At 37.1% G+C, this 23,599-nt stretch carries 30 protein-coding genes; 8 read left to right on the forward strand and 22 right to left on the reverse strand.

The features are described from left to right. From ASG01_RS09385 to ASG01_RS09410, 8 genes are all read right to left on the reverse strand, one after another. Window positions 1-675, reverse strand: coding sequence for an ERF family protein (locus tag ASG01_RS09385; protein WP_055863056.1), 675 nt, complete (start codon window positions 673-675; stop codon window positions 1-3). Further along, window positions 675-992: a hypothetical protein gene (locus ASG01_RS09390; RefSeq protein WP_055863059.1), complete on the reverse strand. Its 318-nt coding sequence runs from the start codon at window positions 990-992 to the stop codon at window positions 675-677. The genes ASG01_RS09385 and ASG01_RS09390 overlap by 1 nt, the downstream gene beginning before the upstream one ends. Beyond that, window positions 979-1,140 (reverse strand): hypothetical protein, encoded by a 162-nt coding sequence (locus ASG01_RS15995; RefSeq protein ID WP_157844189.1) that lies wholly within the window; start codon window positions 1,138-1,140, stop codon window positions 979-981. The genes ASG01_RS09390 and ASG01_RS15995 overlap by 14 nt, the downstream gene beginning before the upstream one ends. After that, complete coding sequence (locus ASG01_RS09395; protein ID WP_055863061.1) at window positions 1,137-1,325, reverse strand: hypothetical protein; 189 nt, start codon at window positions 1,323-1,325, stop codon at window positions 1,137-1,139. Before ASG01_RS09395 ends, ASG01_RS15995 begins: the two co-directional genes overlap by 4 nt. A 1-nt stretch (window position 1,326) precedes the next feature. Continuing rightward, the gene (locus tag ASG01_RS09400; protein WP_131725356.1) at window positions 1,327-1,647 is read right to left on the reverse strand and encodes a hypothetical protein; all 321 of its coding nucleotides are present in this window, start codon (window positions 1,645-1,647) and stop codon (window positions 1,327-1,329) included. Between the two features lie 61 nt (window positions 1,648-1,708). After that, window positions 1,709-1,930: a hypothetical protein gene (locus ASG01_RS09405; RefSeq protein ID WP_055863066.1), complete on the reverse strand. Its 222-nt coding sequence runs from the start codon at window positions 1,928-1,930 to the stop codon at window positions 1,709-1,711. Next, window positions 1,927-2,085, reverse strand: a complete 159-nt coding sequence (locus ASG01_RS16000; RefSeq protein WP_157844190.1) for a hypothetical protein — start codon at window positions 2,083-2,085, stop codon at window positions 1,927-1,929. The genes ASG01_RS09405 and ASG01_RS16000 overlap by 4 nt, the downstream gene beginning before the upstream one ends. Then, complete coding sequence (locus ASG01_RS09410; protein ID WP_055863068.1) at window positions 2,085-2,315, reverse strand: hypothetical protein; 231 nt, start codon at window positions 2,313-2,315, stop codon at window positions 2,085-2,087. The genes ASG01_RS16000 and ASG01_RS09410 overlap by 1 nt, the downstream gene beginning before the upstream one ends. 259 nt (window positions 2,316-2,574) lie before the next feature. On the opposite strand from ASG01_RS09410, the gene ASG01_RS09415 reads away from it, so the two are divergent. Genes ASG01_RS09415 through ASG01_RS09430 form a run of 4 tightly spaced genes read left to right on the forward strand, consistent with a single transcriptional unit; the run spans window position 2,575 to window position 4,644 of the window. Further along, on the forward strand, window positions 2,575-3,348 hold the full coding sequence (locus tag ASG01_RS09415) for a S24 family peptidase (RefSeq protein ID WP_055863070.1): 774 nt from the start codon (window positions 2,575-2,577) through the stop codon (window positions 3,346-3,348). Between the two features lies 1 nt (window position 3,349). Beyond that, window positions 3,350-3,937 carry a hypothetical protein gene (locus tag ASG01_RS09420; RefSeq protein WP_131725357.1) on the forward strand — a complete coding sequence of 196 codons (588 nt, stop codon included), beginning with the start codon at window positions 3,350-3,352 and terminating at the stop codon, window positions 3,935-3,937. Then, entirely contained in the window at window positions 3,938-4,360 is a 423-nt protein-coding gene (locus tag ASG01_RS09425; protein WP_055863073.1) for a hypothetical protein, read from the forward strand. After that, entirely contained in the window at window positions 4,357-4,644 is a 288-nt protein-coding gene (locus tag ASG01_RS09430; protein ID WP_055863075.1) for a hypothetical protein, read from the forward strand. The genes ASG01_RS09425 and ASG01_RS09430 overlap by 4 nt, the downstream gene beginning before the upstream one ends. A gap of 440 nt (window positions 4,645-5,084) precedes the next feature. Here ASG01_RS09430 and ASG01_RS09435 read toward each other — a convergent pair whose 3' ends face one another. From ASG01_RS09435 to ASG01_RS09445, 3 genes are all read right to left on the reverse strand, one after another. After that, window positions 5,085-6,473 carry a DASH family cryptochrome gene (locus ASG01_RS09435; RefSeq protein WP_055863077.1) on the reverse strand — a complete coding sequence of 463 codons (1,389 nt, stop codon included), beginning with the start codon at window positions 6,471-6,473 and terminating at the stop codon, window positions 5,085-5,087. Between the two features lie 79 nt (window positions 6,474-6,552). Beyond that, window positions 6,553-7,038, reverse strand: coding sequence for a YcxB family protein (locus ASG01_RS09440; protein WP_157844191.1), 486 nt, complete (start codon window positions 7,036-7,038; stop codon window positions 6,553-6,555). Window positions 7,039-7,257: 219 nt separating this feature from the next. Continuing rightward, window positions 7,258-7,698: a DUF2147 domain-containing protein gene (locus tag ASG01_RS09445; RefSeq protein WP_055863080.1), complete on the reverse strand. Its 441-nt coding sequence runs from the start codon at window positions 7,696-7,698 to the stop codon at window positions 7,258-7,260. A gap of 686 nt (window positions 7,699-8,384) precedes the next feature. Here ASG01_RS09445 and ASG01_RS09455 point away from each other — a divergent pair. Continuing rightward, window positions 8,385-9,521 (forward strand): hypothetical protein, encoded by a 1,137-nt coding sequence (locus ASG01_RS09455; RefSeq protein ID WP_055863084.1) that lies wholly within the window; start codon window positions 8,385-8,387, stop codon window positions 9,519-9,521. Between the two features lie 185 nt (window positions 9,522-9,706). Here ASG01_RS09455 and ASG01_RS09460 read toward each other — a convergent pair whose 3' ends face one another. The 4 genes from ASG01_RS09460 to queG all read right to left on the reverse strand — a co-directional run bounded on the left by ASG01_RS09460 (window position 9,707) and on the right by queG (window position 12,223). Then, window positions 9,707-10,126: a pyridoxamine 5'-phosphate oxidase family protein gene (locus ASG01_RS09460; protein ID WP_055863086.1), complete on the reverse strand. Its 420-nt coding sequence runs from the start codon at window positions 10,124-10,126 to the stop codon at window positions 9,707-9,709. 133 nt (window positions 10,127-10,259) lie between these two features. Beyond that, on the reverse strand, window positions 10,260-10,397 hold the full coding sequence (locus ASG01_RS16005; protein ID WP_157844192.1) for a hypothetical protein: 138 nt from the start codon (window positions 10,395-10,397) through the stop codon (window positions 10,260-10,262). Between the two features lie 51 nt (window positions 10,398-10,448). Continuing rightward, entirely contained in the window at window positions 10,449-11,132 is a 684-nt protein-coding gene (locus ASG01_RS09465; RefSeq protein WP_055863087.1) for a TIGR02117 family protein, read from the reverse strand. A gap of 134 nt (window positions 11,133-11,266) precedes the next feature. Next, on the reverse strand, window positions 11,267-12,223 hold the full coding sequence (gene queG, locus ASG01_RS09470) for a tRNA epoxyqueuosine(34) reductase QueG (RefSeq protein ID WP_410492816.1): 957 nt from the start codon (window positions 12,221-12,223) through the stop codon (window positions 11,267-11,269). 89 nt (window positions 12,224-12,312) lie between these two features. On the opposite strand from queG, the gene ASG01_RS09475 reads away from it, so the two are divergent. Beyond that, on the forward strand, window positions 12,313-12,612 hold the full coding sequence (locus ASG01_RS09475; RefSeq protein ID WP_055863582.1) for a rhodanese-like domain-containing protein: 300 nt from the start codon (window positions 12,313-12,315) through the stop codon (window positions 12,610-12,612). Between the two features lie 39 nt (window positions 12,613-12,651). On the opposite strand, the gene ASG01_RS09480 is transcribed toward ASG01_RS09475, so the two are convergent. The 6 genes from ASG01_RS09480 to ASG01_RS09505 all read right to left on the reverse strand — a co-directional run bounded on the left by ASG01_RS09480 (window position 12,652) and on the right by ASG01_RS09505 (window position 19,943). After that, entirely contained in the window at window positions 12,652-13,641 is a 990-nt protein-coding gene (locus tag ASG01_RS09480; protein WP_185097234.1) for an NAD(P)H-dependent flavin oxidoreductase, read from the reverse strand. Between the two features lie 86 nt (window positions 13,642-13,727). Further along, entirely contained in the window at window positions 13,728-15,089 is a 1,362-nt protein-coding gene (locus ASG01_RS09485) for a peptidylprolyl isomerase (RefSeq protein WP_055863091.1), read from the reverse strand. 86 nt (window positions 15,090-15,175) lie between these two features. Next, window positions 15,176-16,099 carry a PfkB family carbohydrate kinase gene (locus ASG01_RS09490; protein WP_055863093.1) on the reverse strand — a complete coding sequence of 308 codons (924 nt, stop codon included), beginning with the start codon at window positions 16,097-16,099 and terminating at the stop codon, window positions 15,176-15,178. Between the two features lie 26 nt (window positions 16,100-16,125). Then, entirely contained in the window at window positions 16,126-16,683 is a 558-nt protein-coding gene (gldD, locus tag ASG01_RS09495) for a gliding motility lipoprotein GldD (protein WP_055863094.1), read from the reverse strand. A gap of 23 nt (window positions 16,684-16,706) precedes the next feature. Further along, a complete protein-coding gene (gene mutY / locus ASG01_RS09500; RefSeq protein ID WP_055863097.1) occupies window positions 16,707-17,762 on the reverse strand; it encodes an A/G-specific adenine glycosylase in 1,056 nt (351 codons plus the stop codon). Between the two features lie 81 nt (window positions 17,763-17,843). Continuing rightward, complete coding sequence (locus ASG01_RS09505) at window positions 17,844-19,943, reverse strand: M13 family metallopeptidase (protein ID WP_055863099.1); 2,100 nt, start codon at window positions 19,941-19,943, stop codon at window positions 17,844-17,846. A gap of 400 nt (window positions 19,944-20,343) precedes the next feature. Between ASG01_RS09505 and ASG01_RS09510 the strand changes: the two genes are divergently transcribed. Together ASG01_RS09510 and ASG01_RS09515 are read left to right on the forward strand one after the other, a co-directional pair. Further along, entirely contained in the window at window positions 20,344-20,874 is a 531-nt protein-coding gene (locus tag ASG01_RS09510) for a hypothetical protein (protein WP_055863101.1), read from the forward strand. Next, a complete protein-coding gene (locus ASG01_RS09515) occupies window positions 20,874-21,182 on the forward strand; it encodes a hypothetical protein (protein ID WP_055863102.1) in 309 nt (102 codons plus the stop codon). Before ASG01_RS09510 ends, ASG01_RS09515 begins: the two co-directional genes overlap by 1 nt. A 309-nt stretch (window positions 21,183-21,491) precedes the next feature. Here the strand turns inward: ASG01_RS09515 and ASG01_RS09520 are convergent, their stop codons facing one another. Next, window positions 21,492-23,543, reverse strand: coding sequence for a M13 family metallopeptidase (locus tag ASG01_RS09520; protein ID WP_055863105.1), 2,052 nt, complete (start codon window positions 23,541-23,543; stop codon window positions 21,492-21,494). Window positions 23,544-23,599 lie beyond the last annotated feature (56 nt).

A 23,599-nucleotide genomic window follows, 5' to 3' on the forward strand; every position in this document is an offset into this window, starting at 1 on the left:
TTAGAAAATATTTAGGGATTCAAGATCTTTTTCAACTTCTTTGATGTCGAAGAATTTTTTCAGTTCTTCTTTTGTGACGGTTTCGCCTTTTCCGGTTTTCTCAATCAGGCTAGCCCATGCTTTCGTTCCAACTTTCAGCATCTTTAATTCTGGTTCTGACTTTTTCTCCGCCACGTTTGCTGTAGATTTTTGTGGTGTCACTTTTTCGTCTGAATGGTCATTATCCGCATCATCGATCTTTCCTGTAGGAACCATAAATGTGTAAAGAAGCGCGTATTTCAGTGCATAGGTTGTTGCTTTTCCAGCTGATTTATCCTGTGAATCGACACCGTGGCCATAACCTTCAATTTCAATGCTTTCTCCGGATTCGTGGATGAGCAGATATTTTGTTTTTACTTCTGTAAAAACTGACTGTTTCATTTTAACTTGTGGCGGATTGTTTCCATATTGCGTGGTTTCTTCCCATCGGTCAACAGTAACTTTTGGTTCTACGCCGATCGGCAGAATAGCAAGTCCATTATCTTCCATCGCTTTTCCGATAATATTTTTTACATCTTTATCTGAAACCCCTTTATAAGCAGAGGCACCTGCACCTACTGTGAGCGATTTATCTATGCCTTTCACTGATTTCATTACAGCGATAACAGCTTTATATAAGTTTACATTTTGGCTCATTATCCAGCTTTTAGAAGTTTCTGCATCATATTTAAAATCTTATTCATTTCAGAAACATATCGCTCTGCCTTTTCCCTGTTATCAGTCCATAAAAACGTTGTAGTCGGATTCTTTACGAAATGTTCTCTGTTGAAAGAATCTTTATTTGCTTTTCGAAATGATGATTCATAAACACTGCCCCAGGTCGCGCATTTTCCGGATGCGAAAACTGATAGCTCACCCACACATAAAACCTTCTGCTCCATCATTACCGCTTCTTTGCTGATGGCATCAACAGCGATGTCGTATATTGTGTCACCTACTTTAATTGTTTCCATGATATCGTGATTTTTGGTTTTCTAAGTCTTTGATTTCCTTAATGAACTCATTTACTGCCGAGAGCTCTGCCGGTGTGATCATATCATAACCGATGCGCTTCGCGTTGAAGTACCAGATTCCGGAAATGTTTTCAATTCTTATATTCATGATGGTTTGATTAAATGCTCGGTTAATTCTCTATGATAAGTCAGGGCGATCAGGTTTCCAATGGTCAGCAGTCCGTATAGAATGGCATTACTGTAATCATGGTCTACTTTCGCGGCGTTGGCAACTACTTCGCAGGTCATCATAAAAAGAAGGCAGACAAGCGAGATTATTAAAGCTGTTTTCATATCAGTTGATTTTTACGTTTAGATTTTCAGCGAGATATCTTGCCAGCTGTCGGCGTTCCAGATCATTCAATTCTACATCTTCACATTCTTCGCTGTCATACGCGTTCAGAATATGCGCTTTGATTTTTTTTACTGCCGTCTGATTCCATGAAGCATCATGTTCCAGTGTCAGTTCTAAGCATACATCGACGCTTAAAGTTTCATCCTCACAAATTGTGAGATCCGTTTCAAAATATCTCTTCTCATCAGTATCAATCTGAATTGATAGATTTTGAGTTTTTATTTGCTCGATCGGATTCAAAAGCATTAAATTTGTTCTCATAATAAAAAGCGTTTTTAATTTTTTGTTATACCTAAGCTGCTCAATCCACTGAGTGGCTTTTTTATTTTCCGTATCCACGTCTCTGCGCGGCTTTATTGGCAAGAATCTGAACATTTGGAGAAAGTTTTTGCGCGGCATCCACTCCGCTTTCCTCTGCGCTTGTATTAATTTTTTCAAGCAATTTTATCCGGCTCCAGATTTCTTCATTCTCTTTTCTTTGCTTCCGCTCCAATCGATACTGCTTCTGTCTCAAACCTTCTAATTCTCTCTCCAATGTGTTCATGATTTCCTGAATTTTCTGTTGAATAAATTTTTAATTTCCCGGATGTTCGGCGCTTTCAGTTTTTTCGCGGCCGTGAGTATCGTTTCAGCTGTTTCCCGGTTGTCGGCTTCATTAATGCAGAATAAGAATGACTGCTGAATGAATGGGTGAATCATCACGATTGTACTTTTGCTTTTCTCACCTTCTTTTCTTTCGCGAAAATCTCTTCCTGTGTGAGGTCTAAAACCTTAGTTACTTTTTCAATCACATCTAAATGTCTGAAGTTGTGCAAATCAGTTTTCATCCAGCGTGTCAAAGTGATTCGCGCAATTCCTAATTCTAAACACAGTTCAGACTTTTTCAAATCCGGACCTATTCTTTTTTTAAACTCCGCTGATAATTCCATTTATTTATATATTTTTGATTACTCATTATTGCTATCACAAATATACAAACTATGTTGATACCAACAAATAATTATACCAATATTATTGGTATTTAAATACAACTAATTGATAATGAGATAGATTAATTTTATGGTATATCATTTTTGTACTAATATTTATGATATTTATCACCTTTGGGGTATAAACATAATTGATACATCAAAGATTTATTTAATATTGCAAAAGAAAATTTAAAGCTAAACCGCTTATTACTCTATCATGAAAGAATCAGACAGTACAAACATTATTGATATTAAAGAAAGATTCAATGATGCTATTTTAAAACTGAAGTCCGCTAAGATCATTGAGAAAAATGAAGACATCTCTAATACCGGTGTGATTTCAAAAACGAATCTTTCTCGTGCAGTGAATGGTGATGTAAGATATTTAACCAAATCATTTATAAAACGTTTTGCTGATCAGTACAGCGGAAATGGTTTTAATTTTGAGTCAATTTGGAACGGTGAACATAATTATAAGGGAGATAATTTTTCTGAGACAAAAAAAGTATACGGAATTAAGCCGAAAACGTACACAAATTCACTTGCTGTGAAAGTTGTGACAATTCCGGCGCGGGCCGGTTACGTTGATTCTTATTATTCTGAAACATTTCTCAGCGACTTACCAACGGTTCTTATTGAAGCCGACAAAGAATACAAGGGTAATTACCTTGCTTTTGAGGTTGATGGTGACAGTATGGAGCCGGATTATTATAAAGGTGACATTGTCATCTGCCGCGAAGTAAAGCGTGATCTCTGGCAGTACAAACTACATTACAAAGATTATGATTTCGTGATCGCTCATGGCTCGAAAGGGATAACTTTGAAAGAGATTACAGACCATAATGTGGAAACTGGAGACATTACCTGTCATTCGGTCAATCAGGAAAACGGCGCCAATCCGGATTTCGTCTGGAACCTGAAAGAAGTAGCTTTTCTTTACAACGTCGTGGAGCACCGAACGCCCGGTAAAACAAAACGCAGAAACAGATAATATGAAGAAAGTATTTTACTTGCTGCCAATTCTGATGCTGTCGTATTTCGTCAGCTGTGAAAAAGAAAAGGAAAAAACAATTGATAAAGCGGAAGCCAATGCAAAAACGTTTTTCTATACTGAGTTATCTAAAGACAAAAACTTTGAAAAGATTGATACAGTTAAGCTATTCAAAAAAGATTCATTAACAGAATTAAATTTAGGCTTAATGGTTTTGACAGATTATAATTTTAAGGCTAAAAACTATACTTTACAGGCTGAAGAAATCATCAATAACTCCGAATTAGAAAACAAAATCAATGATGCGTTAGGCTCTTCTGACAAAGAAAATATTAAAAAATCTGATCTGACAGCTCGCAAATATTTAGATTCTGCAAATCGTATCCAGGATAATATTGGGAAAATGTACAAAGGGTTAAGTGAACTGGACAAAGTACAACCTATTTACTACGCAAATCACTTTGAGATTTCCGTAAAGTTAAAAAACGGAACAATCAGAAAAGACACAGCGGTATTATATATGGATCGAGAATCTGATATTGTCAAATTGGAAGACCTTACCAAAAAAGTAGAAAATAAATTCAGGTAAATGAATATCACACAACGAACAATTTCGGAATACGAAGCATGGACCGCTCTTATGTACGGTATAGCAGGTTGTACACCTGATATTGTTAGAAAAGGCTATAAAAATGATTATATCAAAAGAGTATATTTCCGAAATATTAAATTTCTTGGAGTCGATTTTAATCAGCTTTTCTATGTAGTCCAAACCGAATGGAATCGTCTTGGCGAATCTAAATTTTTAGCGCAATATATTCCTTACATTCCAGAGGATGAAAAAGAAATCATCTATTGTCACGCTGCGAATATGGCGTTTACTGGCGGTGAATTAGACAGGCACGAAGTTGTTTATCTTCGTTTGCTTGCACAAGGCTTAAATCTTACACCAGATTTCGTCCAGAATGTCAACCGCATTTTTGAAATCACCCATCGCGGGAATACGGTATGAAACCAACAAAGCGCGAAATAAACGCTGGGAATATTCCTGATGATTATCCGGTCATACGCAGGTTTTTTGCAGCAGTGTTCACAATCATTGCGAAAGGAACAGAAAAGGACTTTAAAAACTTCTGCGTAAACAATAATATCGAATCCCGTCACCTGGAGCGTAACATCTCAGAACCGTGGAGACAGTTCAATCCACAGCATCTTACGGCATTGGTAATAAAATATCATATTTCCGCTCATTGGCTGCTCACCGGAAGTGGCAATATGTACCAAAGTGCCGATTAATAAGGCGATTTACCGTGTATAAAACGCGTAAAAAAGAGCGTAAAACCTGTCAAAACATAGACAATAAGTAAATATAACTAATTATAAATCACGCAGTTAATAAATTGAAAATTATTCAAAATCGGTCTCAAACACCAGTTCTTAGGAGTACCGGTTCGATCCCGGTCCTGGGTACAAGACCGGAAAAAGGTGAATTCACTTTTCTTCCGGTTTTTTTATGCCTAACTCTTAGAAGTATTCTGTAACATTAATTAAAATTACTACAGCAAGTTTCAGAGAAAAAATTTAGTTACCCTACGTGTTGCTGATAAGGGTGTAGGAATGAATGATGAAGAAAGCAAACTCATTTTTGAAAAATTTCGCAAAGTAAAAAATACGATTTTTGACAGCCATCAATGTATTTTTTATTTTCCCTAAAAAACGGACATTTAAAGCAAGTGTCAAATTTTAATTTTCTTAATTAAATTAATGGCTCTCTGCCATTTCGGATACACTTCAATCGGTTTGGGATAATCTGCCATATCATATTCCCAGGGAATCAAAACCTCAATATCATTTGCTCTTTTCAGTTCGAGAATCCACTCCCGTATGAAATCCTGAGCTTTATATTTATTCGACTGATGAACAGGATTCGTGTAATAGATCTCAAAAGTCTGCATGTGCCAATTCATCCAGTTTGAGCTGACATCATAATCGATCAGTCTGCTTTCAAAATACGCGGCACCCCAAGTCCAGTCAATTTTCAGATCGTGTACAAAATAACTTGCACAGTTCACACGACCGCGGTTGCTCATATATCCGGTTGTATTGAGCTGTCTCATATGAGCGTCGATAAAAGGAATTCCTGTTGTACCATCGCACCATTTCTGAAATTTTTCTTTATCATTTACAAACGGAATCTCTTTATTTTTATAACCTTTCGTCTTAAAAATGTCATCTCCGAATTTCATCCCTTTGAAGGTGAAAAAATCCCGCCACACCAATTCAAATACAATCCACCAGGTACTCTGATTTTTCTTTATCTTGCTTTCATATTCCTTTACTTTTTCAAAAATTTCCCGTGCAGAAATGCAGCCTAAAGCTAAGTAAGGCGAGAATTTTGAACTGTAATCCAAACCCTGCGATCCGTTTCTTGTCCAGCGGTACGCTGTTAAAAGTTCAGATTTAAAAGTATAGTATTCTAGTCTTTCCAATGCTTTGGTTTCGCCGCCTTCCAGAAATGGCTGCGCGTCATCGTATTCTTTTTTTGTAAAATCAAACTTTTTATACGACGGAAAATTAGTACTTTTTACTTTCTTCACGCTCTTCAATTTTTTTGGCGCTTTGAAGGTTTTTCTCGGTTCCGATTCCTTCCCGGCAGGAATTCTGTAGGCTTTACTTGAAAGAGGAATATTTGAAATTTTAAAAGGAATGTCGTCTTTGTGATACAGCGTTTTCCCCCAATAAAAATGAAAATTGATTTCAGGCAGACTGTTCCGGATTTTTCCAATTAAATCAAGTTCTTCGCTGGCATATTCTTCTTCTGCATAAATATCTGAAATATTGTATTTTTTTACCAGTTCCGGCAAAAATTGAGCTGCAGAATCAGATCCGATCAGCAGATGACCGCCGATCTTTTCGAGGTTATTCTGCAGATCAGCAATGGACTGTCCGAGAAATTTAAAACGGTTGATGTCACATTTTTTGAATCCTAAAGCAAGTTCTTCGAAAAGGCTTTTTTCTAACGAATAGCAAAAAATTAATTCATCACATTCTTCGGCTGCTTTTGTCAAAGCTTCATTGTCATGAAGTCTTAAATCATTTTTAAACCAAACTAAACCTGTTTTCATCGCTGCTTTTCGTATTGATAACAAATACAAAGCCTAATACTCATTTTATAATGTACAGGCGCCTGTGATTTTAGATTGATTATTTTATAGTTTCAACTGATCCTAAAATCTGCTGAATTTGTCTTACCTGCTCCGTAGACAGTTCTTTCTTAGGAATTATGATCGCAGATAAATTGTTTTGATAGATGAGAAACCATTTTTTCTTTTCAACTATTTTATAAATTTTTGGCCAGAGAATTTCCATGTAGAATGATTCGCCGCGGATTTTTATCATGTCATCAGTCAGATTCATATCCAGTGTTTCTCTCAAATGATTACTCGAATAATAATTCCGCACAATGGTAGAAAGTATCACCGTCGGCTGAATAACCGCTATTAAAAGTAATGTGATATACTGGTATATTAAAGGCTTTGGAAGATTGAATATTTCCAGATGATAAAATGCAATCCAAAGCAGCATCAGTAAGGCAAAACAGATTAGAAATATCATGACCGGCTTTGTGTAAGCCAAGCTCAATAATATTTTCAGATACTGACGGATGGATACTTTAACTTTTAATTTCATTCTACTGTTTTCAGATACATCCATATCAATTCAAAAACGTATCCAACAGACTTTTATGCAGATGCGATTCCCTGATTTTTTGGACAGAGTGTCCTGAAACGTGTATTTATTTACTTTATGTTAATTTGTAGACTTCAATAAAACCATATGATCTTAAAACAAATCTCCAGTTCCAGCAATTATATGGTAAACACGATAAAAATAATTTTAACCGGACTTTCACATTCGTGCAAAACAAAGTGTTTTGCCGATAAATTTCCATTTCCAGAATCCCCGAACGCACATTTGCCCGTTGTTTTTCAGTTCGGCAGAAGCATCCCAAGTCCTGCCAGTTGATGCGTCATAAATTTTCCCGTTTTCCCAGCGCTGATTTTTAGCATTAAAATTCAAACCTTCCAGAACATCCATTCCGATGATTTTATTATGACGAAGTTTTACATCAGGATTCTCTGAATCTACGCGAGAATTCATTGGTTTACCCTTACTGAGCCTTTCGTCAAACCAAATCACTTTTGCCCTGAAAGAATTGCCTTCCAAATAAACATTCACCGCGACGCTTTTGTCCGTGGCCATCCATTTACCCAAAATATCATCTTTCGATCTCTGACCAAAACCACAGAAACAGATTAAAAAAAACGGCAGTAGGAATATTTTAGACATAAACAGCAAATTATATAACAATAAAGATAATACTGAAATTAAGAAAAATTCTAAATCTTGCCATTAATTTTTAAAGAATATTATTCGTAATATTTTTATATTTCTAATTATTCATAAAAACTTCTTCTGCAGAAAGCTTCGATTGGATCGACCATCGAACTTCTGCCTGCAGCCGCAACGATTTTTGCACTTGATGAAGATTCAATGTTGACAAGCATTAAATGCAGTTTCTTTTACATTTTGCTCGTCATTTGTTGCACGAATCAAGATCTTTTAAAAAGTGATTTTAAATAATTTTTAAATACTAAATAAAAAACAAATGGAATAATTCCGGTGATTCTTTTGTTTTAAATCATAGATGGCAATAATTCATGTGATAAAAAACATTCTGTTTTGAACCAAATGCAATCGCAGTTCGTTTAAAACAAGCCTGTTTGTAATAAAACGCATCTGCATTTTGTTTCCCGCAATCTGTTTGGAACCAAAAGCAAACCCAATTTGTTTAAAACAAGCCTGTTTATAATAAAACGCATCTGCAGTTTGTTTCCTGCAATCTGTTTGGAACCAAATGCAATCTACGCCAGTCTCTAACAATTCGGTTCGGAATATTAATCTGAAGAAAACAGGAAACAGATCAATTAAATAAATTTTCGTTGTTTTGCAAAAATCAAATTATAAATAAAAGCATGTCAGATTTTGATGCCATAAGACCGTACCATGATGATGAAGTAAATGGGGCTTTGCAAAGCATTGCCAGACATCCGATGATGAAGGCTTTGATGAGTTTTACATTTCCAGATCGAGATGAGGAATTTTGGACTGAAGGATTCAGGGACATTCATTCTATCTCCGACTTTCAAAATCAGTTTATATCGAAAACCATTATTCAGATTTTACAAAGAAGTTCTGAAGGATTGACGACTTCAGGATTTGATGACTTAGATAAAAATCAGTCATATCTTTTCATTTCAAATCACAGAGATATTGTTCTGGATACGTCTTTGCTGAACTTAGTCCTTTTAAATGGCGGCTTCGTGATGACATCTTCAGCGATTGGAGATAATCTGGTTCAGAAACCATTTCTCAATGTTTTGGCTAAACTGAACCGTAATTTTTTGGTTCAGAGAAATCTTTCGATTCGTGAACAGTTAAACAGCTCCAAAACATTATCTCAATATATTAACAGCCTTTTGACGGTTGAAAAGCGTTCTGTCTGGCTTGCACAACGCGAAGGTCGGGCAAAAGACGGTAATGATTTTACGCAGCAGGGTGTTTTGAAAATGCTTGCAATGGCATCGGAAAATCAATCTTTGGCAGACTTTTTCAGAAATCTCAGAATCGTGCCTCTTTCTATTTCGTATGAGTATGATCCGACAGATTCTTTAAAAATGCCGCAACTGATGGCAAAATCAAGAAATGAAATCTATGTGAAAGATGATAACGAAGATTTTACCACAATGCTGAGCGGCGTACTCGGACAGAAAAAACGCATCCATCTTCACGCCGGAAAAGTTTTAAATACAGAACTCGACAGCGTCGCTGCGTTGGAAAACAAGAACCGACAATTGCAGACCATTGCGCAGATGATCGACGAATCGATTATTAAAAATTATAAACTTTGGCCAACAAAATTTATTGCTTACGATCTGCTTTACAAAACCGATCGATTTTCTGAACATTATTCTGAGGAAGAGAGGCAATTATTTTTACGAAGACTTGAGATGCGGATCGACAGTTCGGACACAGCTCTGAAGCAAAATTTTCTGGCGATGTACGCAAACCCAGTGGTGAATAAGATAAAATATAACGAAACTAAATCTTAAAACAAACAAAAGGTGAATCATCAGATTCACCTTTTATTATTATGATTTTACTTAATAAAGTTTAAAATATTTTAATTATTCTTCGGTGCTTTAAGGTTGGCAATCGATGAAGGAACTCTGTATCTGCTTTAACTTATATTTGAATAATTGATTTCTTTCACATTTACCAATTCCCCGTTATAAATTTACTTTGCTTTATACTCTCCTTCTTCGTCCTTGTGCCAAAAGACAACACGGTCGGCAGTAACTTTCAGCAGACAAATTCCCGGTGTATCAACACCTTCGGGAAACCACTGATCGAGCCCGCTTACCCATTTCTCTTCCAGAACTTGTTTGTCTTTTACCACACTGGCAGTTCCGCTGCATTCGATGTAAAGCATGTCATCGGTCTGATAAATCAAATCTACATGCGCATTGCTTTTAATCTGCTTTACTTTGTTGCTGTCTTCATACGTGAAAAACCACGAATCTCCATCGTAATCTACCTTTCCGTTGTTACTCATCGGTCTTGACTGAAAATTTCTGTTTTCGTCCAACGTCGTCATCATACAGAAATCCAGATTTTTCATCTTTTCTGCAATGGTTTCAATTGATGCTTTTCTCATTTTAAATATTTTTTGATTTTGGTGATGTAATATTACAGATTGGATTTAAACCAAAAATGTACCGTAAGTTTTACTTTAAGACTTTTACAAATAAAAAAACCTCTATTTATCAGAGGTTTAGTATTAATATGTTTTATTCTAATGGCCTGTTATTTTCCTGAATGAGATAGATACCGATGCCAACGATGAAAATCACGATAATGGCAATAAAAAGTAAGTAACCGATCTCTGCTTCTGAGAAGAAAATATCGCCGAAGTGATATCTTTTCATTTTTGTTAATTTCGCGACATAAATCCAATTTTATGCCAATCATAGGAAAATTTACCTGTAATGTCTGAAAATTCCGAAATCTGTTGGTGTCCACAATGCGGCTTTCTGTCCGGCGGCTTTTAAAGCATCATTCGTCCACGTGTTACAGGTATACAGAAAACTGTAACTCCCTATCGCGTCATAGAAGGCATCATTTTTACCATAAACTGCTTTTGTCGGAACCAAAATATAATTTCCAAAAGGATCTTTATCAAATTTTTTATCGACAAATTCCACCAGCTTTTTATATTGATTTTTACTGATCATGATTTTTTTACAGTCGGCAGCTTCAGTCATTTTATCGTAAAACGTACAGTGCATCGCCGATTCGCTTAGCCAGAATGCTGCTTTGAAAGCTGTAGAAAATTTGAGATCTGCCCAAGTCGGTGTATCGAGGTAAAAACCTTTGTCGCCCCAGCCGATTCCGATGTATTTATAATCTGTTCTACCTGAAAGATTATCGCTGAAAAGCACTTTCTGACTCCAGTCGTGCAGCTCATTCTTTACCGGCATTACGATGTCTGTGTGCACGCCGTTTGTATAAATATAAACCGGAATTTCCTTTTTCTCACCGTCGTTCTTCTCCGTAACTTCTATGAACGGCAGAAAGTATCCGAGTGCTGCGTAGAGAACAACGATTCCTAAAATGACTCCAAGAGTTTTAAGTAAAAAAAACAGTATGCTTTTTGATTTCATGGTAAATAAGATTGTTTGTGAATAAACTTTTTCTGAAAATTAAATAACTGATATGCTGAAAATGACAAAATCCCAAAAGAGATTCAAAGTACGCGTAAAATCTGCTCCTAAAAGATCACAGAAAAAACGTTGATCTATTCTTCTGCCTGATTTGATGGATTTGATCTTTCTAAAAATTCAATATTCCGTTTGAGTCCGGCAAATTTCGTCCGCTTCACTGCAGACTTTGTAAATATTTGGGAGAAAATTTCCTGAGTAAGTTCTTTCCACTCTCCTTTTTTAAAGTTTTTTAATAAATCATTCGGCTTAAATCTGCTCTGTAAATGTGGTTTTGCAAAACGGTTCCATGGGCAAACATCCTGACAAATATCACAGCCAAACATCCAGTTTTCCATCTTTCCTGCAAAGTATTCCGGAATATCGTCTTTCAACTCGATGGTCGCGTAAGAAATACATTTACTGCCGTCAACAATTTTATCTGAGACAATCGCGTCCGTAGGGCACGCGTCAATACATTTCCGGCAGCTTCCACAGAAGTCTTTCACTTCGTGATCGTATTCTAAATTGAGGTCGCAGATAATTTCAGCTAAAAAATAGAAAGATCCGGTTTGTTTTGTAATTAAATTGGCATTTTTTCCAATCCAGCCAATTCCAGATTTTCTTGCCCAACTTCTTTCTAAAACTGGTGCAGAATCAACAAAAATTCTGCAGGAAAAATCACCGATCTCATCCTGAAGTTCTGCAATCATTTCTCTTAAAATATCTTTAATTACGGTGTGATAATCTTCCGCATAGGCATATTTTGAAATCTTATAATTATCTAAAGAATCAATTTTTTCATCCGGAAAATAATTGTAAGACAGCGAAATGACCGATTTTGCGCCTTCCAACAGCAATCTTGGATCAAGTCTTTTGTCGAAATGATTTTCCATATATTTCATTTCGCCGTATGCATTATTTTTAAGCCAGTTTTCCAGCGGTATTGCATCTTCCTCCAGAAAATCAGCCTTCGAAATCCCGCAGTTCTGAAAACCGTATTTCTTTGCTGCAGCTTTGATAAGTGCCGTATATTTTTCTGGTAAAGTCATCATGATCGCTTTGCAAAACTAAGATTATTTATTAAATTTGTTAGCGTTGTCAAAATTTGGATAACGCAAAAATCAACATTAAAAAACAAAATATGTCATTAGCAGAAGTTTTAAAATCAGGAAATTACCAGTTAATCGACGTTCGTGAGCCAATGGAGCTTGAAATGGACGGCCAGATTGATGGCGCAAAAAACATCCCGCTCGGTGAAGTGGAAGAGAGAAAAGACGAAATTTTATCCAGCGAGAAACCCATAGTTCTGTTTTGCAGAAGCGGCAACCGCAGCGGAAAGGCACTTGAATATCTGACTGGTGAAGGCTTAAAAGATGGTTATAACGGTGGCGGCTGGAGCGAACTGAAAGCACATCTGGAAGCAAATAAAGGAACATTTTAAGAGAATAAAAAAAGCATCTTGAACAGATGCTTTTTTTATTTATATCGCAGGAACTTTCGCTTCTTCAAATTCTTTTAAAAGCTGATCAAAAACCTGCTGAACCGGCAAAACTTCATGTATTAAAGCAGAAACCTGCCCTATTTCTAGCTCACCTTCTTCCAAATCACCTTCAAACATTCCTTTCTTGGAACGCGCTCTGCCCAAAGCAGCGATTAACTTTTCTGAATTTCTTCCGTCGTTGTAGATTTCTTCGAGTTCATGATAAAATTTATTTTTCACCATACGAACCGGCGCAAGTTCTTTTAACGTCAGATGCGTATCGCCTTCCTTTAATTCTGTAATCTTGTTTTTCCAAATCTCGTGCGCGCTGGCTTCTTCAGTCGCGGCAAACCGGCTTCCTATCTGTACGCCGTCTGCACCAAGAATCATTGCGGCTTTCATTTGAGAACCAAGCGCAATTCCGCCTGCGGCGATCAACGGTTTAGAAATATGCTGTTTTACATTTGGGATGAGGCAAAGTGTCGTCGTCTCGTCTCTGCCGTTGTGTCCACCGGCTTCAAAACCTTCGGCAACAATCGCATCAACGCCTGCAGCTTCACATTTTATGGCAAATTGAGTTGAAGAAACCACGTGAGCCACTGTTAAACCTTCTTTTTTCAAAGTTTCTGTGTACGTTTTCGGATTTCCTGCTGAAGTAAAAATTATTTTAACATCTTCTTCCAAAATAATCTGAATAATTTCCTCCAGATTCGGGTACAGCATCGGTACATTCACGCCAAAAGGTCTGTCGGTAGCCGATTTACATTTCTGAATATTTTCGCGCAGAATATCAGGATACATACTTCCTGCGCCTATTAAGCCAAGTCCGCCAGAGTTTGAAACTGCCGAAGCGAGTTTCCATCCGCTGTGCCAGATCATTCCACCCTGAATAATGGGATATTTAATTTTAAAAAGTGACGTGACTCTGTTTTGATTTTCCTGCTTCTCGTGCATTTTTTTTGCCGCACCAAAATCGATAAAATTGCTCATGATGTAAAAATAATAAAAACCAGATGCTAACGGAAATTTTTAGGTTTAAAAACAAAAATCCTTCAGAAATTCTGAAGGATTTTAATTTATTTCTTAATGGCTTCTTTCTTCCAGTTGCCTTTAAAGTTGCACGTCTGATATCGTTTATCGAGCGAGATAAAAGTATTAGGAATACTTTCAGTCACAAATTTCTCAAGCATTTCATTTCGCTTTTTATTTAAAGCAAACTGCTTGATTCGGTCGTAATCGGTCTCCAAAGTGATCTTATGTGCAGGAATCACGTCCTCAACTTTCACTATTTTTACTAGTTTTCTCTGATTTTCTTCATCATCAAAGGCGTTGGTGATATCGCCTTTATTTAAACCTGCCAGTTCGTAGGTAATCGATCCTGGAATACTTTCTCTTTCAATTTTATTTGAACCGTCTGTGCCGGGAATTACACCAGCATTGAATTTTGTTCTTTTATCATCAGAAAAACGGAAAGCTGCATCTTTAAAAGTCATTTTTTTATCTAAAATCAGACCGCGGATGCTGTCCAGTTTTGCTCTTGCTGTTTTCATTTCGCCGTCAGTCGGCGTAGATTTCAGCAAAATATGTTTTGCCTCGTACATTTTCCCTGATTTTTTTACCAGCTGAATGATGTGAAAACCAAACTCAGATTCTACAGGATCAGAAATTTCTCCTTCCTGAAGATTCAGAGCAGCAGCTTCGAAAGGTTTTACCATCTGCCCTTTAAAAATATTTTTAATCAGTCCGCCATTTGCAGCAGAACCGTCTTCAGAATAAATTCTTGCCTGGCTTTCGAAAGTCTGCCCGCCAACAATGTCAGCTTTTATCTTCTTCAATTTATCAATAAGTTCCTGTTTGTGAGCTTCGGTCAACGCGGGATACATTGTGATCTGCGAAAGCGAAACTTCATCTTTTATCTCGGGAAGCTGGCCCTGATACAGTTTATAAAAATCAGTCACCTCGTTTGGTGTAACGTCAGCTTTTTCGGTAATTCTACGGAACTTTTCCTGACCGTAATACGTATCAGTATCAATCTTTTCGATGGCATTTTTCATCTCATACTGATTCCTGAATTTATACGCTGCAAGCATCGATTTTTCATCTGGAAACTGCGATACAAACTGAGCATATTTTTCGTTTACTCTTTCCTTGATCACCGCCGACCTGTTTTCGATGAGTGTATCCCGTTTTGCTTCGTACACTAAAAGTTTATTGTTGATCAGATTTTCAAGAAATTCGCATTTGTCGGTAGTTGCTGCGCCCTGTTGTTTAGAATAATTCATCTGCTCTTCTACCTCAGATTCCAAAACAATTTCGTTTCCGATAACTGCCGCGATGCCGTCTATCAGCTGACCTTTCTGTAGCTGCGCGTGCACGTGCGAAGACGTGAGAAAAGCGAAAACCCCCATTAAAAAAGCGGTTTTTATTTTATTTATCATTACTTTTATTTAAATGAATTGCAAATTTAGAATTCTAATCTAAATCTCATTAATTATTTATTATAAATATTTCTTAAAACGCCTTATTACTGCAGTTCTATATCAAAAGTTGTCAATTCTTTGAATTGTTTTAATCGGCTGTACATATCTGCTTCTGTGATTTCTTCCAGACGCTCGGTTCCGAATTTCTCTACGGTGAATGACGCCATTGCAGAAGCGGTAATCAAAGCAGATTTCATTGTTTCGAAATTAATCTGTCCTTTTTTAGCAAGATATGAGGCAAAACCGCCGGCAAAAGTATCACCGGCACCGGTCGGATCGAAAACATCCTCCAGAGGCAACGCAGGTATTGCAAAAACTTTCCCCTGGTGGAAAAGAATCGCGCCGTGTTCCCCTTTTTTAATGATAACATATTCCGGTCCCATCGCGTGAATTTTTTTCGCCGCTTTTACCAGAGAATATTCTCCTGAAAGCTGTCTCGCCTCTTCATCGTTTATGCTGATTACATCGGTCTTAGCAATCATCTGCATTAAAATTTCAAGAGCAGAGTCCATCCAGAAATTCATCGTATCAAGAATAACCAGTTTTGGTTTGTTTTTCATTTTTTCTAAAACTGAAAGCTGCACGCCGGGATGAAGATTTCCCAAAAGTAAAATCTCTGCATCCTGCATAGATTCAGGAATTTTCGGATCGAAATTCTCAAGCACATTTACTTCTGTTGCCAGCGTATCTCTCGTATTCAGATCGTTGTGATATTTGCCTGACCAAAAAAAAGTTTTACCGTCTTTTACAATTTCAAGACCTTCGATATTGATCCCTCGGTCTGTAAATTTATCTAAATTCTCCTGTGGAAAATCTCCGCCCACGACAGAGACAATCCCAGACTGCACGCCCATCACAGAGGCCGTCAACCCGATATATGTAGCAGCACCGCCCAAAATTTTATCCGTTTTCCCAAACGGAGTTTCAATTGCATCAAAAGCGACGCTTCCTACTACTAAAAGTTTCATATTTAGTTTGTTATATTTTTAAAATATTAATTTTTCCATTCAAAAGTATCCAAAAGATGCTTCATATCGCGCTTGATGTAATCTACAGCCGGCGCAAGAGAATCTGGTTTTGGTCTTGAATTAAAATAGAGATACGCGCTCACAAAATGCTTCGTACTGTCGGTCGCGTAAAACTGAAGATTGGTTCCTACCTGACCTTTCAGCTCGTAAAAGTTTCCAAAAACTTTCTTTTCAGGATATTCGAAAGATTTGGCATCAATCGAACTGGCTTTAATAGTATGTCTGTAAACAAGTTTTTCTACTTCTTTTACCTGATCTGCAAAATTGTTGGTGATCGGATAATAAGTGAAAAATACTTTTGCCTTCATTTTCGGGTAATTAATGTAATACCAGCACGGCTGTTTCCCCGGATAAACGGTAGCAAAATCTGAAACCTCGAATGTGTATGCACATTTAGGCTCAAATTTCGAATATTTCGGTGCGGGATAATCGAGTCGAAGTTCGCCCGGAGGTTTCGGAACCACATCTTTTTTGCACGAAAACAAAGTGAATGCGATTAAGAAAAAAATGACCTTTTTAATCATCCGGCAAAAATACAAATTAGATTTTAGAAATCAGAAAACAAATTTCCGCCACCGCCAAAACGCTCTATATAGCTCTGCAAAGGTTTCGGAAAAGATTTCGACTGCGCTTCTTCAAAAGAAACAATGATAAAACCCTGCGCTGAAGCAAAATCATGAAGTTCATTTTCCGAGTTTAAAATAACTTCCAAAATTTCGATGGTAAGATTTTTATGGGTGAGTTTATGCTTTACCGTCACTGTATCATTCACAAATTTCTGAAATTCTTCAGGCAGTTCATCCGGAAACTCATACAGTTTTTTCCAGATAAAATCATCTTTTCGCTGACGGATGGCGAAGAGATTTGTGTATCTGATAAAATAGTATTTCAAATGAAGATCTGTAGTTTTTGCTTTCTTTAATTTTACCGGAAAATCAGCAATTTTATTCAGGTTAAAAGCGAGACAGGCGTCATTTACCGGACATTCGGCACACAGTGGATTTCTGGGTTTGCAGATTTCTGAGCCTAAATCCATCATCGCCTGATTAAAATCTCCTACATTTTCGGGCAAAACAAGATGCGCCAACTGAGAAAAATAAGCAAAAGCTTTCGAACTGGAAATGTCAAAATCATCAGCAAAAATACGACTCAGAACGCGGTAAAAATTTCCGTCGACTGCAGGCTGTTTTCCGTCGAAACAAATGCTGGAAACTGCCGCCGCTGTATATTTTCCGACGCCTTTCAGTTTTAAAATATCATCATAATCTGATGGAAATTTTCCTCCAAAATCATTCATAATCTGTTGAGCAGCTTTATGAATATTAATCGCTCTTGAATAATATCCCAAACCTTTCCAGTGAAGCAAGACCTCATCTTCATCGGCTTCTGCAAGTGTTTTCACATCCGGAAAACGTGCTACAAATTTATTGTAATGGCCAATTCCCTGGCTGATTCTGGTCTGCTGAAAAACGATCTCACAAATCCAGATTTTGTACGGATCTTTGGTTTTCCTAAAAGGCAGATCGCGGGCATTTTCGCGATACCAATCGGTAAGTTTTCTGCCAATCGCCGAAAAAGCTTCAGACTTCTGTATATTTTCCAAAAATTAAATCTCAGTTTTTAAAGTGCAAAGATATCTTATAAAAGAAAAAACACATCCTGAGATGTGCTTTTCTTTTGTTTTTTACCAGATTTTTATTCTGTCCTGCGGCGCTTTGTACAATTTGTCGCCAGGCTTTACATCAAAGGCCTTCATGAAAGAATCCTGGTTGACGAGCGGACCAAACGCCCGGAAATATCCCGGCGAATGCGAATCGGTTTTCACCTGATTAATCATATACTGATCGGTCGATTTGGTTCTCCAGACCGTCGCCCAGCTTAAGAAGAACCGCTGATCCTGTGTGTAACCGCTAATAAAACCCACATCGCCTTTGTCTTTCAGATACATTTGAAGCGCATCATACGCTACCGCAACGCCACCCAGATCACCGATATTTTCACCGCTTGTGAATTTACCGTTCACAAAACTTCCTTTCACCGGTTCATATGCATTATACTGAGCAGCAAGCTGACTTACTTTTGCATCAAAATTCTTTCTGTCCTGCTCTGTCCACCAGTTGTTCAGATTTCCGTCGCCATCGAACCGTGAACCGCTGTCATCGAAACCATGTGAAATTTCATGACCGATAACGGCGCCGATTCCGCCAAAATTCACCGCAGCATCAGCTTTAGGATTATAAAAAGGCGGCTGAAGAATTGCAGCAGGAAAAACGATTTCATTATTTGAGCCGCTGTAATAGGCGTTTACCGTTTGCGGAGACATTCCCCACTCGGTTTTGTCAACCGGTTTTCCTATTTTATCTAAATTTTTATCATACTGCCAGAGCGAAACATTTTTCAGGTTTGAATACAGACTTGCGCCCTGCGCCGGAGCTTCGACTTTAAGTTTAGAATAATCTTTCCACTGATCTGGATAAGCAATTTTCACAGTAAACTTCGAAAGTTTTTCCTGCGCTTTTTCCTTTGTCTGTGGAGACATCCAGTCGATCTCTGCAATATGTTTTTTAAACGATTTTAAAAGATAATCGATATAAACTTCCATCTGCTGCTTGGATTCCGGCGTGAAATATTCATCCACATATAATTTTCCGAAAGCTTCTCCCAAAACTCCATTTACCATCTCCAAACCACGCTTATCCATCGCGCGCTTTTCCTTCTGGCCCTGAAGATACCGTGAATAAAAATCAAAACGGATGTTGTCTAAATTATCATCCAAAATGCTTGCATTGCCGTTGATGATATGATATTTCAGATAATCTTTAATAAGCGGAATATTTTTTTGTGAAAGAAACTGATCAAGATTCTGGTAATAGTTCATCTCACCGATGATTACCAGATCCGTTTTCACACCTGAACCGCTGAGATAATCAGCCAAATTAATATTCTTTGAAAGCGCAGGAAGTTCAGATATTTTCTTTGGATTGTAACGAAGGTTCGCATCCCTGTTCTGCTCGTTCGTCAAAAGATCGTTTGCCATCTGCTTTTCAAAAGCCACAACATTTTGTGCTGCAGTATCTGAATTTTTATATCCTAAAACCATAAAAAGTTTTGCCACATAACGCTGATATTCTGCCAGAGTTTTTGTGTTGGCATCATTCACTTTCTGGTAATAATCTCTTCCCAAACCCAAATCGGGGCCTCCGAGATACACCGCGTTCATTTTAGAATTTTTCAAATCGGCACCCACACGCCAACCGTAAAAAGAATTATCGCCAACCGGCGTCGCATCAAGCAGATATTTCTGCAGATCTTTTGTGTTTTTGATGGCATCAATTTTAGCCAAATCAGATTTTATCGGCGCCAAGCCATCTGCATTCCGCTTCTGAACATCCATAAAAGTTGCATAGAGATTCTGAATTTTCTGTCCTTCGGAACCGTCTTTATATTTTTCGGAAAGAATTTTATTTAAGATATTCAGTGACGAATCATCCACATTTTCTCGAAGCGCATTAAAAGATCCCCAACTGGCCTTATCTGAAGGAATCTGTGTATCTTTCACCCAGTTTCCGTTCACATAAGTGAAAAAATCATCCTGCGGGCGTACGGTTTTATCCATATACTCTAAATTGATTCCGTTTTCCGGGAAAATTTTAGTTTCTGTATTTACAGCCACTACGTTCACAGGTGGTTTTTCCTCTTTTGCAGCAGTATTTTTCGCCGTTCCGCAGGAGTTCAAAAAAACGATTCCTGAAAGCGCGAGCGTAGCGATATTTATTTTTTTCATAAGATTGTTGTATAAGTTTATCAAAGATAAATTATTATGTACAAAAATAAAAATTGCACCTTTTTACAGATAAATGAGAATAATATTACAATTATAAAATATCAAATTAATACCTCATTTATTGAAAATAAACATATATTAGCCCTATATTTTAAATATACAAATATGAAAGATTAAACAATTAATGGAATACTTGATCCATCTGTACATAGAAATGGAGATGGTACAATTGTTCTGAATAACATTCTTGATGAAGTTGATATTTCCATCAGTTTTAACAATCTTTCGCCTATATTTGATCAGTTGACTTCATCAGTTAGCAGTGCTGCAGATTTAAAATCACCACTTATGAATACTTATCCTGCACAGTCAGCTCAGATTAATACTTTATTTCAAAATTATGGATACTAAATTCTTTAGAATAGTTATTGCAGTGACAGTATTATCTGTATTACAAAGTTGCCCCGAAATAAAAGAAGAATGTAATGATACAGGCAATGTTACAAGAATTAATGATCTTGTAAAAATAACACCACTAAAAAAAATATATACATTAGGAGATATTATAACTTATACAGCTTATCTACCAGCATTAGTTAACTTTGATGGAAACTTAGTTAATATATATAATAAAACCCTTGATAGTAATGCACGCCTTCACGCGAATCCAATTTTTTTCTTAGGTAATCAAACTACTTATATTAAAGGATCACAGGAAGATGCAAATGGCTGGACAAATGTAACCTACAATTCATCAAACCAGATGTATGAACTTGAGGTAAAAATTAAGCTAAATAAATTGGGAACTTATTCGATTATTTCTGGTGAATATTTTGAAGTGATTGGCAAAGATATATGTAACAGATACAGAATAGATAGTAAAATTGAGGGCACTGATGCAAACGGTAAAATTGAATTTACAGTACAATAATGGGTATTAAATTTTTCAAAATAATCTTTGCATTAATCTTAACATCCATGCTACAGAGTTGCCCTAGTATAGGTGAAGAAGTCTGCGATGATGTGGCAGCTTCAGCGTATATTGACGATCTCATTACCATTACTCCATTAAAGCAAATCTATAATCAGGGAGAAGAAGCTACTTACAAGATCACAATTCCGTCAGAGAATAATTATTTTGGCAATACTATAAACCTTTATCAAAAAACAGGAGTTATTAATGCTTGGTATGTTGAAGTTCCACTGTTATTTTTGACGGAAATCAATTTTCTTATATAAAAGGTAGTGCCAGACAAGACGCTCCAAATTGGCATAATGTGACTTACAATTCTACTAGCAATAATTATGAGCTTGAAATAAAAGTAAAACTCAATAAAGTAGGTAACTATTCAATTTATTGTCGTGACTTTATTGATTTTTTAGGTAATCCAAAATGCAATAGAAATACTGTTACCACGACAATTCAAGGTCAAAATTCTGATAATTTTATAATGTTTAAAGTTCAGTGAAATTTTATTGTAATTATTTAATCAAAAAATCCGTTTCACATTTTGTGAAACGGATTTCTTTGTATGATAAAGGTAATTTTTACCAGATTTTAATTCTCTCTTCCGGTTTTACGTACAGTTTGTCTCCCGGTTTCACATCGAAAGCTTTATAAAAAGAATCTACGTTAATCAGCGGACCGAAACTTCTGAAATATCCAGGAGAATGCGGATCGGTTTTCACCTGATTCGTCATGTATTTTTCGCTCGATAAAGTTCTCCAGACCGTTGCCCAGCTCAGGAAGAATCTCTGATCCTGTGTAAAACCACTGATTTTGCCCGGATTTCCTTTGTCTTTTAAATACATCTGGAGCGCATCATAAGCGATATTTACGCCACCAAGATCGGCAATATTTTCTCCGTTGGTGAAAGTTCCGTTTACGAAAGTTCCTTTCACAGGCTCATATTTGTCGTACTGAGAAGCCAAAGCTTTAGTTGCTTTTTCGAAATTAGCTTTATCAGCAGGTGTCCACCAGTCTACAAGGTTTCCGTCGGCATCAAACTGCGCACCCGAATCATCAAATCCATGGCTCATTTCGTGACCGATAACGGCACCAATTCCACCAAAATTCACCGCTGCATCTGCATTAGGATTAAAGAAAGGAGGCTGAAGAATGGCTGCAGGGAAAACGATTTCGTTGTTTACCGGATTATAATATGCGTTTACCGTTTGCGGTGTCATTCCCCATTCAGTCTTGTCAACCGGCTTTCCGATTTTCGCCAGATCTTTGCTGTACTGCCACTCGCTGATATTCTGAAGGTTCTGATACAGCGTTCCGCCTTTAGATTCAGGAATGATCTGCAGTTTGCTGTAATCTTTCCATTTGTCGGGATATGCAACTTTCACTGTAAATTTATTCAGCTTTTCCATCGCCTTCACTTTTGTAGTTGACGACATCCAAGCTAAATTATTGATATGAACAGCAAAACTTTTCTTTAAATAATCGATAAGTTCCACCATTTGAGATTTTGCTGAAGAAGGAAAATATTTTTCAACATATAGTTTACCAAAAGCTTCACCCAAACTTCCGTTGATCAGCTGGAAACCTCTTTTATTCAAAGCTCGCTGTTCCTGCTGACCCTGTAAATATTTGCCGTAAAAAGCGAATCTTTTATTCCCCAGATCTTCACTTAAATAAGATGAGCTGCCGTTGATCATGTGGAATTTCAAATAATCTTTAATCACCTGAAGATTCTGCTGATTGATCATTTGATCGAAGTTTTTATAGTAACCCAATTCACCGATGATAACTTTATCAGTATTCACACCCGCTTTTTTAAGATAGCCTGCGAGATCAACATTTTTCACCAAAGCAGAAAGTTCGGCCATCGTTTTTGGGTTGTACTGAAGCGTATTGTCTCGGCTCTGTTCGTTTGTAAGATAAGTTGAAGCGATTTTTTTCTCGAAATCTACAATACCTTTTGCAGCAGCATCAGCATTTTTGTAGCCCAATTCCTGAAGCATGGAAGCCACATACTTTTGGTATTCTGCAAGCGATTCTGTGTTTTTCTCGTTTACCTTTTGGTAATAATCTCTGCCCATTCCCAGAGCAGCATTGCCAAGGTAAACCGCATTCATATTAGAATTTTTCAGATCGGCATCCACGCCCCATCCGTACAGTTCATTTTCACCGTCTTTGGTTACTGATAAAAGATACGTTTGAAGATCGCTCAGATTTTTTATCGCGTCAATCTTGTTGATGTTCGCCATGATTGGCTTAATGCCGTCAGCATTACGCTTCTGCATATTCATGTATGAAGCGTACAAATCCTGAATTTTTTTTCCCTCGCTGCCATCTGCAAATTTATCTTTCAAAAGCGAGTTTAAGATCGTCATCGAATTGTTATCGGTATCTTCAGCGAGTTTATTGAAGCTACCCCAAGTTGGTTTATCAGATGGAATTTTGGCGGTTTTCATCCATGTTCCGCTTACATAATTATAAAAATCATCCTGCGGCCGCACAGAAGTATCCATTAGAGAAAGATCTAATCCCTTGTCATTGCCAGCCATCGAGATGGTTTTATTTTGCGCCATAAGCGTATTTTGCGAACAAACACCTGCCAACAGAAACAGAGAAAGCGTAAGTTTTTTCATTGTAAAAATATTTACGCAATAAGTATCTTTTTTGTGGCAGATGTTACGTTAAAAAA

Origin of the sequence: Chryseobacterium sp. Leaf180, assembly GCF_001424585.1 — a bacterium.
In the GTDB taxonomy this organism is placed as follows: Bacteria; Bacteroidota; Bacteroidia; order Flavobacteriales; family Weeksellaceae; genus Chryseobacterium.

What these genes read in the sequence shown, in the direction of transcription:
- ASG01_RS09430 (WP_055863075.1), top strand. Translation starts at nt 4,357, where the DNA reads ATGAAACCAACAAAGCGCGAAATAAACGCTGGGAATATTCCTGATGAT.
- ASG01_RS09445 (WP_055863080.1), bottom strand. Translation starts at nt 7,698, where the DNA reads ATGTCTAAAATATTCCTACTGCCGTTTTTTTTAATCTGTTTCTGTGGT.
- ASG01_RS09505 (WP_055863099.1), bottom strand. Translation starts at nt 19,943, where the DNA reads ATGAAAAAAATAAATATCGCTACGCTCGCGCTTTCAGGAATCGTTTTT.
- ASG01_RS09460 (WP_055863086.1), bottom strand. Translation starts at nt 10,126, where the DNA reads ATGAGAAAAGCATCAATTGAAACCATTGCAGAAAAGATGAAAAATCTG.
- queG (WP_410492816.1), bottom strand. Translation starts at nt 12,223, where the DNA reads ATGATGACTTTACCAGAAAAATATACGGCACTTATCAAAGCTGCAGCA.
- ASG01_RS09480 (WP_185097234.1), bottom strand. Translation starts at nt 13,641, where the DNA reads ATGAGCAATTTTATCGATTTTGGTGCGGCAAAAAAAATGCACGAGAAG.
- ASG01_RS09490 (WP_055863093.1), bottom strand. Translation starts at nt 16,099, where the DNA reads ATGAAACTTTTAGTAGTAGGAAGCGTCGCTTTTGATGCAATTGAAACT.
- ASG01_RS09415 (WP_055863070.1), top strand. Translation starts at nt 2,575, where the DNA reads ATGAAAGAATCAGACAGTACAAACATTATTGATATTAAAGAAAGATTC.
- ASG01_RS09390 (WP_055863059.1), bottom strand. Translation starts at nt 992, where the DNA reads ATGGAAACAATTAAAGTAGGTGACACAATATACGACATCGCTGTTGAT.
- ASG01_RS09425 (WP_055863073.1), top strand. Translation starts at nt 3,938, where the DNA reads ATGAATATCACACAACGAACAATTTCGGAATACGAAGCATGGACCGCT.
- ASG01_RS09520 (WP_055863105.1), bottom strand. Translation starts at nt 23,543, where the DNA reads ATGAAAAAACTTACGCTTTCTCTGTTTCTGTTGGCAGGTGTTTGTTCG.
- ASG01_RS09510 (WP_055863101.1), top strand. Translation starts at nt 20,344, where the DNA reads ATGGATACTAAATTCTTTAGAATAGTTATTGCAGTGACAGTATTATCT.
- ASG01_RS15995 (WP_157844189.1), bottom strand. Translation starts at nt 1,140, where the DNA reads ATGAATATAAGAATTGAAAACATTTCCGGAATCTGGTACTTCAACGCG.
- ASG01_RS09455 (WP_055863084.1), top strand. Translation starts at nt 8,385, where the DNA reads ATGTCAGATTTTGATGCCATAAGACCGTACCATGATGATGAAGTAAAT.
- ASG01_RS09410 (WP_055863068.1), bottom strand. Translation starts at nt 2,315, where the DNA reads ATGGAATTATCAGCGGAGTTTAAAAAAAGAATAGGTCCGGATTTGAAA.
- ASG01_RS09420 (WP_131725357.1), top strand. Translation starts at nt 3,350, where the DNA reads ATGAAGAAAGTATTTTACTTGCTGCCAATTCTGATGCTGTCGTATTTC.
- ASG01_RS16005 (WP_157844192.1), bottom strand. Translation starts at nt 10,397, where the DNA reads ATGAAAAGATATCACTTCGGCGATATTTTCTTCTCAGAAGCAGAGATC.
- ASG01_RS09435 (WP_055863077.1), bottom strand. Translation starts at nt 6,473, where the DNA reads ATGAAAACAGGTTTAGTTTGGTTTAAAAATGATTTAAGACTTCATGAC.
- ASG01_RS09395 (WP_055863061.1), bottom strand. Translation starts at nt 1,325, where the DNA reads ATGAAAACAGCTTTAATAATCTCGCTTGTCTGCCTTCTTTTTATGATG.
- ASG01_RS09440 (WP_157844191.1), bottom strand. Translation starts at nt 7,038, where the DNA reads ATGAAATTAAAAGTTAAAGTATCCATCCGTCAGTATCTGAAAATATTA.
- ASG01_RS16000 (WP_157844190.1), bottom strand. Translation starts at nt 2,085, where the DNA reads ATGATTCACCCATTCATTCAGCAGTCATTCTTATTCTGCATTAATGAA.
- ASG01_RS09515 (WP_055863102.1), top strand. Translation starts at nt 20,874, where the DNA reads ATGGGTATTAAATTTTTCAAAATAATCTTTGCATTAATCTTAACATCC.
- gldD (WP_055863094.1), bottom strand. Translation starts at nt 16,683, where the DNA reads ATGATTAAAAAGGTCATTTTTTTCTTAATCGCATTCACTTTGTTTTCG.
- ASG01_RS09475 (WP_055863582.1), top strand. Translation starts at nt 12,313, where the DNA reads ATGTCATTAGCAGAAGTTTTAAAATCAGGAAATTACCAGTTAATCGAC.
- ASG01_RS09385 (WP_055863056.1), bottom strand. Translation starts at nt 675, where the DNA reads ATGAGCCAAAATGTAAACTTATATAAAGCTGTTATCGCTGTAATGAAA.
- ASG01_RS09400 (WP_131725356.1), bottom strand. Translation starts at nt 1,647, where the DNA reads ATGAGAACAAATTTAATGCTTTTGAATCCGATCGAGCAAATAAAAACT.
- ASG01_RS09485 (WP_055863091.1), bottom strand. Translation starts at nt 15,089, where the DNA reads ATGATAAATAAAATAAAAACCGCTTTTTTAATGGGGGTTTTCGCTTTT.
- ASG01_RS09405 (WP_055863066.1), bottom strand. Translation starts at nt 1,930, where the DNA reads ATGAACACATTGGAGAGAGAATTAGAAGGTTTGAGACAGAAGCAGTAT.
- ASG01_RS09465 (WP_055863087.1), bottom strand. Translation starts at nt 11,132, where the DNA reads ATGAAATCAAAAAGCATACTGTTTTTTTTACTTAAAACTCTTGGAGTC.